Source organism: Paenibacillus sp. 2TAF8, from assembly GCF_052114825.1.
Lineage (GTDB): Bacteria > Bacillota > Bacilli > Paenibacillales > Paenibacillaceae > Paenibacillus.
The window spans coordinates 1-13,798 of record NZ_JBFRFN010000025.1 but is presented as its reverse complement, the minus strand read 5'-3'; the positions used below and the strand labels follow the sequence as shown (position 1 = coordinate 13,798).

The window sequence follows — 13,798 nt, the reverse complement described above, 5'->3', positions numbered from 1 at the left end:
TTGCTCTCATATACACGCTATACATGCTAAACCCAACGGCACCTTGTAACATACAACAGTTACAATCGCACCATTTATCTTTTACAGACGGGTATCCCCGCTAAAATTGGCGACCCAGTGTGCGCTCGGATCATACACTTCGAATTCATAGCCCCGTTCTTCAAGCAACTTCATAATGCGCGGCAGCGCCTGCACAGTCTGTTCCCGTTCGTGCATCAAAATAACTTCCTTATCTCTATGCACACTGTCGCTCACTCGGGCTACGATTTTATCCGGCTGACCTGGAAGGTTCCAGTCTAGGGAATCTGTCGTCCAGTCCCACATTTTGAAACCTGCCGCTGCAATGTCTCCCCTGAATGCTTCGCCAATCTGCGGACTGCTTCCGTAGGGGGCGCGGATGAGATGCGGTGTGTATCCGATCAGTTTCTCAACCATTTTCTGTTCCCTTTTGAACTCATTCACAAAGTTCGCCGAGCTACCGCTCTTATAGAGCTTGTTATAGTTATGTGTCATGCTGTGTAACCCTGCATAACTACCTTCCTTTACCAAACGTTTCACCGCATCCGGATGCTCATTCAACTGCCGTCCAATCATGAAAAACGTCGCCTTCGCTTCATGTTGCTTTAAAATATCCAGCAATTGATCTGTATATTGACTTGGCCCATCGTCAAATGTTATGTACACCACTTTTCGAACCTGACCCATAAATCGTGCCGGCTCCTCTTTCGCCTCCGGTGTGGCCTGAATCATCCCCAGTTTGGCAGGTTGCTCAATGACAGCAATGGGAGTTGGTGCTAATACCGTTTTCATCCAATGAGTCATACCGATAAACACATATGTCAAGCCCGCAACAAACATAAGCAAGAGCATGATCGCCACGCTTAATCTGCCGTAGCGGATTTTCCTTTTTTTATGAGTTTGTTTTCGACTGACACTGCGAATCGCATTTCCATAGTCTCGCGTTGTTTCTTGTTGTACTCTCACGTCCTGGCCACTTCCTAACTTTCATTTTTTCCCGATGAATGGAATATTATATCGATTCATGTCTCTATATAGAAGATTAATAGAAAACTGGACCCTGTGAATGACAGAATAGTTACAAGCTCGGTTACAATCTGCTTATCTCTTTTCCATGTTTCTCTAACTTCAGATGTACCACTGAATTCATGCGTTGTTAAAAGTAAAACGTACTTCATAGCCGTGAAGCTTTCTTCCATTTTTTCTAGCGTCTATACATTATTTATTTATAATTTATTCATAACAAGATAACTACGGAGAGGTGAAGCACCTTTACCTGCTATTGATCTTCCCCGCGCTGATCTTCTCCTGTATAATGAGGTGATTTAGGTTATCTATTTATAAGAAGGAGCTACACCTATGACAAGCATGAGCCGTGCCGGCAGATCCATCTATTTGTTATTTGTTGTCGGCATTATTGCCATTTCTTTCTCTTCTATTTTTGTACGCTGGTCAGACGCAGATGTTGCGGTCATTGCCATGTATCGTCTGTTTTTAACCAATCTGCTCATGTTGCCTTTCGTTTGGTCGCACAGGCATGAGATGTTACGCATGAATTCTCGGCAGTGGGTCTTGTTACTTGCTTCCGGTGTAATGCTTGCGCTGCACTTCCTGCTCTGGATGGGATCATTGAGATTAACCAGTGTCGCCAGTTCCACCGTCATCCTTGCTCTGGAGCCGATTTTAATTCTGGCCGGCTCGGTGTGGCTGTTCAAAGCCAAAATCAACCGCATGATGCTCATTGGTATGGGAATTGCGCTGGTTGGGTCGATCATTATTGGTGCAGGGGATTTTCAGGTGGCAGGCACTGCGCTACAGGGAGATATTTTATCATTACTTGGCACGATGGCAGTGGCTGTGCATATGTTGCTGGGTCAATTTTTGCGAACAGGTCTCAGTGCATTCTCATATAATTTCTGGGTGTTTCTTGTCGCGGCCTGTACGTTTGCGGTGTACAATCTGTTCATGGGGCATCCGTTCGGCGGTTATGCGGCTTCAGAGTGGGGAATCTTCCTATTGCTGGCCATCGTGCCTACCATCTTTGGACATTACCTCTTCAACTGGTTGCTGCAATATATGAACGCGACCACGGTATCTATGGGTGTTCTTGGAGAACCTGTATTCTCATCCTTGCTGGCCTGGGTGCTTCTGGGTGAAGCATTGAGTACACTCCAGATGTCGGCAGGTATCTTGATCCTGTTCGGGGTATGGATCTTCATTCGGTATGGAAAAACCAAACCTGAGCCTATTCCGGCTGATGCGCCCATCGCCGCTACGGTTCCGGTTGAACCGAAGACGGTGTAGAAGTTTTAATGGCTTAATGACTTAACCCTGTTCCCTATGAAACTTGTACCGTTGAAAATGAAAGTACCGGGCGGGGTCTGCCAATCGCAGCCCTCGACTATATAACTTGAACCATTACATATAAAGGCGGTGTGTTGTTATGAAAAATATTGTATCCATGCGCTGGTTGCTCGCCAGAATGTACGAACCCGATGTTGCCATCGTAGATTGCCGTTTCCTGCTGGGGCAACCCGATGCAGGGCGTGAAGCTTACGAAGCCGGACATATTCCGGGGGCTGTCTACCTTGATCTGGAAAAGGATCTCTCCGCTCCGGTCACCGAGCATGGCGGACGCCATCCGCTCCCTGATCCCGCTGCACTCGCAAGCCGCCTTGCCAAAGCAGGCATCGGCTCCAATAGCCGCATCATTGCCTATGATGACCAAGGCGGTATGAATGCATCGCGTCTGTGGTGGCTGCTTCGCTACTTGGGACATGAGCAAATTTATGTTATGGATGAGAGTTTCTCGGCTTGGCAGAACGCCAATTTCCCGGTAACAGCGGATGTTCCGGTACAGATTCCATCTTCATTTGACGTGAACCTGCAGCCACAGATGCTGGCTGGTGTTGAAGATGTGCAACTGGCATCGGCAAGCGGCAGCGCCGTGCTGATCGACTCACGCGATGCCCGCCGCTATGCGGGTCTGGAGGAACCGATCGATGCGAAGGCCGGACATATTCCGGGGGCGTTGAACTATTTTTGGAAAGACGTACTTGGTGCGGATGGTCGCTGGTCTGGCGTTGAGGCATTGGAGGGGCGGTTCGCGAAGCTGGGGAGAGATGATGCCATAATCGTCTACTGCGGCTCAGGTGTCTCCGCCTGCCCGAACGTGATTGCACTAGAAGAAGCTGGATTCTCGAATGTGAAGCTGTATTCAGGAAGCTGGAGCGACTGGATCAGTTATGAGGGGAATGCCGTGGCAACGGGGGAAGAAATCTAAGGCTTGGAGACCGCTGCCCTGGCAGCAAGAAATGCTGAACCTGGGAGGCAGACTCTGGCTACGCAGTGTATTTTGGTATGTAAAGGAGCTAGACTATGGAAATTCAGCGCTATACCTATCCTCCGCTTCAACCCGATCCCGGCAAGCTACTTGTGATTCGCGAACTGCCGCAACCACCAAGAATCCGGGAGAACTCACAGCCCCGGTTAATCGCTCTGAACGAGCACCTGCAGCTATGGCAAATTGATCTCATATCCGGCTGTACCATTGCTTTGGCGGATTTTCACCTGCCAGACTTTCGTCCGGAGCATCCGGTGCAGCTAGTCATTAGCCCGTGCGGACAAGCGGCAGCTGTATGCAACCGTTTCGGGCGTCATGCCACCGTGGTCTCTCTGAAGACCGGTCATACGCTGCTGGAACTAAGCCGGGGAACCTATTATTTTGACAAATCAACCTATCCGCTGGCTTTTGCTGAACGCGAACAGGAGTTGGTTCTTATTCACGGCGTAGATTGGAACAGGCTAGAGCTTACGGTTTTTCTGCCCGAGGCTGGACCGGTTGCTGCCAGTACAATCCATGCTGAAGCAAGCTCTGCTTCGCAGGCAGACGATTTGGACTATTTTCACGGGCAGCTTCATGTATCTCCGAATCATACCTACATCGCTGAAACTGGATGGGCATGGTCGCCAACCGGCATCACCCGAGTATGGAATCTCTCGAATGGGGCTCAGAATAAGCCGGCAATGGGGCGAGACGAAGAGTTGAGCGCAATCTGGACCCCACTGACGGATTGGGATCTGCCCATGGTATGGCTGGATAACGAACGACTGGCGGTATGGGGGCAGATTGATGGGGAAATGGTGGATGAAGAAGACTGGCAAGAAGAAGGAACTCGTCCAGCCATTCTGGTCTACAATGCGGCCAAAAAGAGCAGAGAGATGGTCCTTACAGACCTGCCAGCTTATGTCATGAGTTCTGGTACGAGTGAGGTATTTATACATGCACAAGCACAGTTGGCCGCTTCAAATTCTGGGAGACTGTTTGCCTGGGGAACCGGCCTGCCCCTACATTGCTGGAACCTGCCGGATATGCAGACGCAGATTTATGAATTTCCGGTTCAACCAGACTTGTATCACAGGCAAGCTAATCTGTTCCTGCGTATAGGTGAGAGAGGACTTGAAGCGTGGCGCTGTTTGTAGAGCTCCAGCACGTTTCTTTGTTCAAACAAAAAAGAAACGTGCTGTTCAGCTTGCCTATATTCCTGCCGCACTGTGGCCCCTCCAATTATTCCGCGGTTTTAAGCAAGTTATCCATAATAAAATCCAGCTGTTTGTCTAACGAATAAATATCATTGTAGAAAAATAAACCAAAACTCATATCAATCAGACGTCCCTCTTTGACTGCGGGGAGGTTATTCCAAATTGAATTGTTTGACAGATCAACCATTCCCTCAAAGGAAGAACGGAGTATATAATCCCCCACATATTCAGGTAATACTTCATAAGAAACGTCCTTGCTTGTCGCATCATTACTTGCGTTTTCAATTTCACGCTGCAAGACTTCAGGTGCTTTCATTCCCAAATATTGATAAATAATCTGAGAACCTCGGCCATAACCCAAGCCTGTCATTACAGCCATAGAACCTTTGTTGCTTTCCATAATTGTGACGGTTTTATCCAAAACACCTGATTTTTCAAGTTTTTCCTTACTTTTCTCAACCTTTTTGTGAAGGTTATCTAACATTTCCTGAGCTTCTCCCTCTTTACCCAGAATTTCTCCTAGCAGATTCATACGTTCTTCTACTGGAAGGTCATAAGGAATATATACTGTAGGGGCAATCATTTTAAGTCCTTCATATATTTCTTCGTTTGTAACAATGATTAGATCGGGATTAAGGGCAGTTACTGCTTCAGGGTCCGGTTTAAATGCCCCTAATGAAGTCGCACCTTCCAACTCACTCGCAAAAGCCGCTCCCTCTTCTATAGAAGAGATCCCTACAGGATTTACGCCTAAAGCAAGCAAATCACCCATTAAATACAGGACAACTACTCGTTTTGGATTAACCGGTACTTCAATATTCCCTTTTATGGTGGTTACGGTCTTCATTTGAGATCGTGTATCTGTATTGTTAGCGTTATTGGCCGCTACCTGATTCGTTGGCTTCTGAGAACTTTCATTGGCTGAAGGACTTCCTGTACCACCAGTTGAACAAGCGCTGAGCAATAGGGTTAAACAAAGTAATAATGTGATAGCCAAGGGTGTCTTTTTACTTCTGTACATCAATAATTCCTCCTTAAACATATGTTGATTATGATAATCATTATCAATATATAAGGAAGTTAGATCCTGTACAATGCCTAATCGTGCCAAAGTCGATGGTACATTAGGACTTTCATGTTGCTTTCGATAACGAATGGGTGCAATACCCATATATTTTTTAAATATTTTTGCAAGATAATAACCATCCGGATAACCAACTGCCCTGGCAATTTCCTGTAAAGTAGCATCTGTAGCAAGTAGCAGTTCCTTCGCTTTGTTCATGCGGATTTGAATGACAAAATCAATTGGACTATGACCAGTCTGGCTTTTGAATAATCTTGATAAGTGTCGTGGACTGCTGTCCATAAGCTCTGCTAACAGGTCCATTGTAATGGGTTCAGCATAGTGTTCCTGCATATAGTATTTCATTTGTGCAACCAGGTCTGGCTTTGTTGTAGGCAAGCGTCGATTGTGAATTTGCCATAACAACTCGTAAACAAATTGATAAAATAATGACTTCACATGGAACTGTTCCAGTGCCTCTTGCTCTTCCCAAGCTGTCATCATATATTTTACTTTGCCTAACAAGGAAACAGGATGTTCAGGTGCAAAGCCATATTGAAGCATGAAGGGATTACGTTGCTCCATTAAGACCAGAATATCCTGACGTTCAGGTAGCGAAAGTATGGCTTTGTAATAAATCATATAATATTCAAGGACCTCTTCAACAGGCAAAATGTTCAGGCAACAGCCCTTCCCACCGTGCAAAATATGGAATCGTGATATCTGATGGTCTTTTCCATCCATCTGCATAACAGCATTGCCACGCACCGTGTATAAGAAACAGCTCGCAGGGAATCGATAGGAGTGAAGTCCCTCCTTCATCTGCATCGTTATATGGCGAATATCCATTATTTTAATAGACGCCTTGTTCCATAGTAAAAGATGTTCATTGAAATGTAAGATGGCTTCCCAGCTCCTTAAAATCATTGGTCATATATAATCTAGTGAAGTGAAGGTATGCAATATGTACAATAATTCATACGTCTTTCATATCAACCCGTTTTTTCTATTTGCGCTTCTCCTTATTATAACTATAACTCTCAACTTACACAGCATGAGATTGGCAAATAAGTGGAGCGACTGGATCAGTTATGAGGGGAATGCCGTGGCGACGGGGGAAGAAGTTTAGGTTTCCGATACATTGTAGATGATTTGAAATAACTAAGCGAAAATGCCGCCTGGGTCTAAGGACTCGTGTCGGCATTTTCATTTTTATCGTGTTTTTTTCCTATTTAATACGAGGAGCACGGTTTTGGTAGGGATTAAAAAGTGAGGGAAAGCTGTCGATTTTGAGAAACGTTAATGAAAGATTGCTTTGATAGCGTCATGGGTCTGATCTGTTTCTGCAGAAGACCATCGGCATTACTATAAACGAATAGTAGAATTTTTCGCGCACGATATTGAGGCGATAATGCTTGTTACGACCAGGTCCCACGTTGAGCACCAATCTGAGAAAGAGACCGTCCTAACTTTTCCTTCTTGGTATTATCCCCTTATTCTCTTATAATGAATAATTTAGCGACCAATATACAATTTTAAGGAGATGGAGTATGAAAGAGAGTAAGGTACGCTTTGCCACAAAGTTTCTGATCGTAGTAGCTATGATTTTATGTAGTGGGTTGCTACCGATTACAGGTGGAAAAGCAGAAGCAGCACAAGAGCGGTACAAATCCGAATTCAAATTTGAATTCAAATATGAGGAAGAAGCATCCAGAGTTATACCTCAGGTTCGTGTAACGAAGTTTTATTTTGATGACGGTCGTGTAGAGACTGACCTTCATGAATTTCCAAAGCAGGCACGGGCTGTATCGAAAGACGCTCAATATTCGGAGAGCGCTCGCAAAAAAGATGATCCAGCGCTGAAGCAAACATTTTATCCAGGCTGCGGTTGGGGCTTTGGCACACATGTGATGAATACAGAGAAAGGTCCGCTAGCTTTTACGATTTATTGTGATTCAACGACAGACAAACAACCAGATGCAAAAGGTGAAAAGAAGTCCGTAAGCAATCATGTTATCTATAAATATGATCTCGAACGCAATCTTCTAAGCGTGTTGAATCAAGTACAAACATTCGGGGAAAGCCGGCCTCCGTTCCGAATCTATTATGACTTTGGAGGCTATACCTTGCAGAAAGGTAACGGAGAAATAAATTATGAAGAACGAAATATCCGAGTCTATTCACTGCTCAGTAACAAATTGCTGGCGCGTATTGCTGAATATCCACAGGTAATTGACAAAACCTTAAGATACTCCGAGTACACAAAAATATCCAATGACCCAAAAGTTCTCGCTAAAATTGGAAATTATGTAACACATAGGAATAATAATTACATAGGAGAAACAATCATTTTGAATTCAGACGGAACCCGAACCAAAAGCAAGATTCCCGCCGCACTACCAAACCATATTTTTTATGAAGATAAAATTGGTTCAATAACTTATGTATCCTATAAAAATCCAAAAAGCGAAAATCGCATGGTAGGTTATCGAACTTCTGCAAGTGCAGCAATCAAGCCACTATCCCGCGTAGATGCTTCAAGTTCGATGTGGTTCACTGAGTACAAGCGTTACGTTCTGATTCGTCAGCAAACTGCCAAAGAAAAAACAATAAGAATAGTTGATACAAAAACGGCAAAAGTTGTATCCGAAATTCTGGATATCGGCGGTGGAGTATATAAGGAAGTTGGCGATTCAATTGTTTTATTCCAAGTCGAAAAGAAAGATTACTACCTGCACTTGCCAACAGGAATTATTACCCGTAATATGGAGAATTCTCAATTGGTACAAGCCGATACAGGTGGATACACGGGCGACCAATCGAAACTGATCTCCATGCAGGCTCCACCACAAATGCTCGTAAACGGCAAACCGATACGTTATGCCGGCCAAGGCCCCTTCCTGACCAAGGATAACCGCTGGTACGTTGAAGTGAATGATTTTGCAAAGGCAGCGGATGCTACAGTGTCCAAAACTTCCAGTGGATTGACGATCAATCGTGGTAATTATAAAATGACCGTCTCCAAAACCGATAAAACAGTATTAACCTGGGCTGGGCAGACCTTCGTACCGTTGGAGACACTGAACGAAAAATTGGGCATGGCTGGAGGTTTCTTGAATTCCCTTTTAGGAAATGGCTACGAATACAAAGTGCTCCATGTTTTTTCCAAGGATCTGAAAGAAGCAGATGTGATCGCTCGCCCTGATCTGTACGAGGCCATCAAAAATGATTCAGGGAATTATTATTCAATGGAAAATGGCAAACCTGCCGCAAGGCCTTTGTCGGAAGCCAACAGGTATTATTATGATGGAACTAATCTCATCTTCAAAGATGGATTACTCGTAAATGTAGCTTCTATTTACAATGCGGGTGGCCGTACGTTGCGAAATATTCTCTTCGATATCAATAAACTGAAGCATGTCATTGCCGTCTATGGAACGCCGAATGCAACCATGACCGGAGGACAAATGGTACGCTGGTACGAGGTGGAAGGTAACGTGCTGGTATTCGAAGGTAGCTCTGATTTGAAGGGTGCTTATTATATTTCACGATAAACACGAGGTGATTTTCTGTGCTTCAAGCCCGTTTCCAAATAAGGACACGGGCTTTTTTTTATTCAGGCTGAAAGACACCCGAGTCCTGCGGCTCGGGTGTCTCCGCCTGCCTGAATGTGATTGCGCTGGAGGAAGCGGGGTTTCTCGAATGTGAAGCTGTACTCCGAAAGCTGGGGCGACTGGATTAGTTATGAGGAGAACCCAGTGGCGACGGGGGAAGAATAAAAGGTTTAAGCGCATATACAGTATGTATTTTGGAGTACATCCCTACCTGGGCGATGTACTCTTTTGCGTTGAGCAAGGATCTGACGAAGTCAACAGAAAGTCAACCAGAAGACGTAGAAAGCATTCTCTGCGCAGAATGATGAATACGCGCCCCAGACGCGGGACGCGTAGAATGGGATAGGAACTGTGAACCAGTAGTGGGTCTTCAGTCAACAACTTCATAAGAGTCAACTAAAAACCAACTTAAAACGCATAATATTAATGATAAAAAACAAATGTGATTTTACAAGGAGAAAAATGTAAGTTTTTATTTTTTATACCTACAAAGTAAATTGATATGATATACTCTGTGTGTAGTTTGAATTATTTGGATTTACCTAAAGCTAAGGAATCTAATTATTACAAATTTTATGTACCTGCTTGTGTACGCATTTTTGGAAATTGCATTAAGACAATTAGTTCTTACCAAGTTGCCCAAAAAGAAGTGGCAGAACAACTACGCAATAGTGAAATAGAAATTTTCAACGCAATGTACACTAAAAAATTACTTGATTCTACTGTAGGACGTGTCACGATAGAACCACAGAAGTACAAAAAATTTGTGGACTTCGAATCAGTTGCAAAGGGTTATTCCCTTCGTCGAGGGTCACCAATGGAGTACTCTTACAATTGTGTCTCTGTAACTTTATACTCAATGTTAAAAAAATCAATTGATCAAGTTGTGATTAGTGCGGACAATGCGATTAGCAACGATATTTTAAGATTCTTTTTCAATCGAATGCTTCAGCACAATTCTCACAACTGGTATTGGGGCTATGATAACGGTTATTATTATAATGTAATTGATTTTAAATATCAGACTGTGTCTTCATGTAAAGATAGACTTGCAAAGAATAATTTAAAGCTTGATAATGTGGTTTGTACTAGATTTGACGAGCAATATGATGCTCAGGAATCAATACAGATTCTTCTTCTTGAGGAAAGTCTCTTGTATTTGATAAGTAAGTTAGATAATGATGCAGACATCAACAATTATCTATTGGACTTATCTGTAACTAATTCAAGCCAATAAAAACTTCAAACTTATTCTATATGGATCTTAATGGTTGTTATGTGTTATGATGCATTTGTGTTAAGGAGTGTAAATAATCTTCTTATGGAGGAATTATAATGACTTTAACACACAGAGAGCAACAAGTATGGAACAGAGTTGTACTTCAAGGTTGTACTATGGCTCAAGTCGCTAGACAACTAAACCTAAGTGAAACTAGAATCAGACAGCTTAGAAACTCTGCAATGGCTAAAAAATATAAACCATAACTCCATGCTGTTGTTCTAAAAGACTACGTCTAACCACGTGGTTCTTCTCTACTTTCACAGCATCACAGGTAACATCAGAGAATACATATGTATATAGCAAAAGGCCCCCACATCTCTGTAGGGGCTTCTCTCATGTCAGTTAACTTGTACCAGCAGTCTACGCCCATCTTCTGTTTCCATAGGCACCATATCATTCCCAGATACCTTTGTGGCGTAAGCTTCTGCCCACATGTCTATTTCACCTTGTCCCTTTTTGTAGGATGAAGCTGATGTACCATCACGTTTGTAATAGTTGGCACCGTATTTATCGATGTTTGTATCAAAGATGGGTCTACCAATCTGGATCGGCAACCCTTGGTCGGATAATACCCCGAGACGTACTAGCTTATCTGCTTTTGACGTGAACGAGTATTCTGTAAATACACGATATCGGTCTGGGTAGATAGTTTTTGCTATTGGATCAGCATCCGAATGGAACATCGGAGCGTACACGCTCTTTTTACCATCGGCTGGGTATGGGTCCACGAAGATCATCTTCGACATTGTAACTGTAGCTACATCACTTCTAAGTTTCAGTGCCTTACCAAATGYGTCGTACACGTTCTGATATTTGTTGCTCATTGGATGCAACAGTTTCATTTTCCCAAATGTATTGAAGTTAGTGCCGGTTTTGGCTACTTCACGGAGTTCGTTCAGCCCGTAAAAGTCTGTGGCTTTCTTGCCTTCTGCTTCCATGTAACGAAGCAAAATCGTGGCTACCTCAGCCCGTGTAGTCGGAGCGTCTACGTTGAACTTTCCTGCCGCATCCCCCGTCATGATCCCCGTGCCCATTGCAATCGTGACGAATGGGTAGTCAGACTTTTTCAGTGTACCCTTGAAGAACTCAGCTACTGGGATTAAGGCTTTATCACCCTTAGCATCACCCTGAGCTTTGTTGTACTCAGAATCTGCCGCCGCCAGTCCGTTAGCCATCCACTTAGCAAGTTCAATCCGCGTCATAGCTTTGTTGCCTACAAATCCGTTTGGATAATCTACACGATTTACAAATCCAAGCGCAGTTACTTTGTTCACTGCTTCTGCCGCCCAATTGGATGCCGGTACATCGTTAAATGCTTGGCTCACCTTGTTTGGTTTGTATTTCGTAGCTCTACTAAGCATTGCCGCAAACTCGGCCCGTGTAACATTCGCACTTGGCTTATATGTGCCATCAGTGTATCCTTCAACAAGTCCAAGCTCAGCCGCTTTTTTAATAGAAGTTTCTGCCCAATGGCCTTTAATATCCGTAAAGTTGGTGCTTGCCTGTGCCACTTCTGCCACAACAGGCACTGCTGGATAGGATACACTCGATAGTGTAGTCGCTGTAAACAGCGCCAACAAGAGTTTTCCAGCACCGTAATTTCGCTTGCTCACCTCTTCACCCCCGTTTGATCGTCTATACATAGATCATTATGAGTTACATTTCCTCACCAAGCAGTAACCACCACAACATCTAATGTGTAGCATTGATCACAAACATTCGTTCGAACAAGCCTTTCGCATCACAACGATTTCTTTTCATATGCTAATAAGTCATCTAAGCGCTCTGCTGCTCCGTAATCTACACCATACGTATGCGAGTAACGATCCAAAGTAATTCCCACCGACGAATGCCCCATTCGCTCCGATACAATCTTCGGATGTACGTTTTGCTTCAATAATAATGAAGCATGGGTGTGACGCAGATCGTGGAACCTGATTTTGGGAAGTCCTGACCTCCTAAGCAAATCAAGCCAACGTGCTTCAAAATAATAAGGACTGATTGGCAAACCATGTTTGGTCTGAGAAATGAGCCCATGATCATTGTATTTAGGACCAGAAGCCAGCTTGTCCTCTGCCTGCAATACTTTTTGCTTTTTCAAGGCAGTCATAGTTACATCAGGTATAGCCATGGTTCGAATTCCGGCCGCAGTCTTTGGTTCCTGAAATATATGCCCCTTTTCTCCCCTGGTGTAGGATTGCTTTACGGTGAGTGTTCTGGCTTTCAATTCAACACCTTCCCATCTCAGAGCGATAGCCTCTCCACGACGTAATCCGCAAGTGGAAGCAAGCAAAATAATCATATGATAACGATACGGCTCGGTGTATTGCAAAAACTGCGTAAGCTGTACGTTATATTAAAATTGTATTGAATGCTCCCGCAGACAGCTGGTGGTCCATCTCGGAACTCAAGCTCGCCCGTTTTGGAAAATTGGCCCAAGCACCTGAACATCCAAAGCCAGCCCCGCTGCCCGATCGGTCGACTTGGATCGTGACCGCTTCCTCCACGCAAGGAACGGATGTCACGGCTCACATGCTTGATGGAAAACAAGACACATTATGGACGAATGGACGAAAGCAAACGAGCGGACAGTGGATTACGATTGATCTTGGGGAAACGAGTGCTTTTGACGCAGTAGAGCTGGACCCTGGGAACGCCAAGGATGACTATCCCCGGCAATATCGCATTTTCGTTTCCGATGACGGGCAAAACTGGGGAACATCTATTGCCGGAGGCGAAGGCGTGTCAGGACGTCTCTCCATCACCTTTCCTGAGCAGCAGGCTCGTTATGTGAAGATCATGCAGATGGGTGAATCCGATCAATGGTGGTCGGTCTCCGAGCTATATGTTAATCACTATGGAACAGGAAAACAAAAACGTCTGCTTTCAGATGCATGGTCCGTCACAGCGTCTTCCRATGAGGAAGCTGCAACGGCGATACTGGATGACTCGAACCAAACACGCTGGACTTCCGGTCAGGCACAAACAGGCGGTGAGTGGCTTCAACTGGATCTGGGCAATTCAGAGACAGTGAACCGGATTGTATTGGATAGTGCACACAACAGTGAGGATTATGCTCGCGGTTATGAAGTATACACCTCTCTGGATGGCATGGATTGGGGTAAAGCTGTGGCTACGGGTGAAGGGAAAAATGCCTTGCTCTTCATTTCATTCCCTGCTCATGAGGCCCGCTATATCAAAATCGTCCAGACCGGAACGGATTCTCACTGGTGGTCTGTAGCTGAAATCGCAGTTTATACTGCCGATCAGACACCATGG

The 13,798-nt window shown here is 44.5% G+C and carries 11 protein-coding genes and 1 pseudogene; 8 read left to right on the top strand and 4 right to left on the bottom strand.

The window, feature by feature from the left end; genetic code table 11:
* Window positions 1-81: 81 nt before the first annotated feature.
* Window positions 82-984, bottom strand: a complete 903-nt coding sequence (locus tag AB4Z30_RS25440) for a polysaccharide deacetylase family protein (RefSeq protein WP_441930226.1) — start codon at window positions 982-984, stop codon at window positions 82-84.
* A 393-nt stretch (window positions 985-1,377) separates the two neighbouring features.
* Here AB4Z30_RS25440 and AB4Z30_RS25435 point away from each other — a divergent pair, with 393 nt between their 5' ends.
* The 3 genes from AB4Z30_RS25435 to AB4Z30_RS25425 all read left to right on the top strand — a co-directional run bounded on the left by AB4Z30_RS25435 (window position 1,378) and on the right by AB4Z30_RS25425 (window position 4,500).
* Window positions 1,378-2,322 carry a DMT family transporter gene (locus AB4Z30_RS25435; RefSeq protein ID WP_441930225.1) on the top strand — a complete coding sequence of 315 codons (945 nt, stop codon included), beginning with the start codon at window positions 1,378-1,380 and terminating at the stop codon, window positions 2,320-2,322.
* A gap of 139 nt (window positions 2,323-2,461) precedes the next feature.
* Window positions 2,462-3,301 (top strand): sulfurtransferase, encoded by an 840-nt coding sequence (locus tag AB4Z30_RS25430; protein WP_441930224.1) that lies wholly within the window; start codon window positions 2,462-2,464, stop codon window positions 3,299-3,301.
* 95 nt (window positions 3,302-3,396) lie between these two features.
* A complete protein-coding gene (locus AB4Z30_RS25425; RefSeq protein WP_441930223.1) occupies window positions 3,397-4,500 on the top strand; it encodes a hypothetical protein in 1,104 nt (367 codons plus the stop codon).
* 85 nt (window positions 4,501-4,585) lie between these two features.
* Here AB4Z30_RS25425 and AB4Z30_RS25420 read toward each other — a convergent pair whose 3' ends face one another.
* The gene (locus tag AB4Z30_RS25420; RefSeq protein ID WP_441930222.1) at window positions 4,586-6,472 is read right to left on the bottom strand and encodes a helix-turn-helix domain-containing protein; all 1,887 of its coding nucleotides are present in this window, start codon (window positions 6,470-6,472) and stop codon (window positions 4,586-4,588) included.
* A 701-nt stretch (window positions 6,473-7,173) separates the two neighbouring features.
* Here AB4Z30_RS25420 and AB4Z30_RS25415 point away from each other — a divergent pair.
* From AB4Z30_RS25415 to AB4Z30_RS25400, 4 genes and pseudogenes are all read left to right on the top strand, one after another.
* On the top strand, window positions 7,174-9,177 hold the full coding sequence (locus AB4Z30_RS25415) for a hypothetical protein (RefSeq protein WP_441930221.1): 2,004 nt from the start codon (window positions 7,174-7,176) through the stop codon (window positions 9,175-9,177).
* An 86-nt stretch (window positions 9,178-9,263) separates the two neighbouring features.
* Window positions 9,264-9,402, top strand: a pseudogene (locus AB4Z30_RS25410) (sulfurtransferase); the annotation flags it as partial.
* A 367-nt stretch (window positions 9,403-9,769) separates the two neighbouring features.
* The gene (locus tag AB4Z30_RS25405) at window positions 9,770-10,474 is read left to right on the top strand and encodes a hypothetical protein (protein WP_441930220.1); all 705 of its coding nucleotides are present in this window, start codon (window positions 9,770-9,772) and stop codon (window positions 10,472-10,474) included.
* 98 nt (window positions 10,475-10,572) lie between these two features.
* Window positions 10,573-10,722 carry a sigma factor-like helix-turn-helix DNA-binding protein gene (locus AB4Z30_RS25400; protein ID WP_441930219.1) on the top strand — a complete coding sequence of 50 codons (150 nt, stop codon included), beginning with the start codon at window positions 10,573-10,575 and terminating at the stop codon, window positions 10,720-10,722.
* A 135-nt stretch (window positions 10,723-10,857) separates the two neighbouring features.
* Here the strand turns inward: AB4Z30_RS25400 and AB4Z30_RS25395 are convergent, their stop codons facing one another.
* Both AB4Z30_RS25395 and AB4Z30_RS25390 read right to left on the bottom strand, forming a co-directional pair.
* Window positions 10,858-12,132, bottom strand: coding sequence for an S-layer homology domain-containing protein (locus AB4Z30_RS25395; RefSeq protein ID WP_441930218.1), 1,275 nt, complete (start codon window positions 12,130-12,132; stop codon window positions 10,858-10,860).
* A gap of 128 nt (window positions 12,133-12,260) precedes the next feature.
* Window positions 12,261-12,851, bottom strand: coding sequence for a site-specific integrase (locus AB4Z30_RS25390; protein WP_441930216.1), 591 nt, complete (start codon window positions 12,849-12,851; stop codon window positions 12,261-12,263).
* A gap of 35 nt (window positions 12,852-12,886) precedes the next feature.
* Between AB4Z30_RS25390 and AB4Z30_RS25385 the strand changes: the two genes are divergently transcribed.
* Window positions 12,887-13,798, top strand: a 912-nt coding sequence (locus AB4Z30_RS25385) for a discoidin domain-containing protein (protein ID WP_441930215.1), incomplete at its 3' end; no start/stop codon positions are given.

Excerpts from the sequence above, each read along its gene's own strand:
- AB4Z30_RS25435 (WP_441930225.1), top strand. The coding sequence starts at position 1,378 with ATGACAAGCATGAGCCGTGCCGGCAGATCCATCTATTTGTTATTTGTT.
- AB4Z30_RS25430 (WP_441930224.1), top strand. The coding sequence starts at position 2,462 with ATGAAAAATATTGTATCCATGCGCTGGTTGCTCGCCAGAATGTACGAA.
- AB4Z30_RS25425 (WP_441930223.1), top strand. The coding sequence starts at position 3,397 with ATGGAAATTCAGCGCTATACCTATCCTCCGCTTCAACCCGATCCCGGC.
- AB4Z30_RS25420 (WP_441930222.1), bottom strand. The coding sequence starts at position 6,472 with ATGGATATTCGCCATATAACGATGCAGATGAAGGAGGGACTTCACTCC.
- AB4Z30_RS25415 (WP_441930221.1), top strand. The coding sequence starts at position 7,174 with ATGAAAGAGAGTAAGGTACGCTTTGCCACAAAGTTTCTGATCGTAGTA.
- AB4Z30_RS25400 (WP_441930219.1), top strand. The coding sequence starts at position 10,573 with ATGACTTTAACACACAGAGAGCAACAAGTATGGAACAGAGTTGTACTT.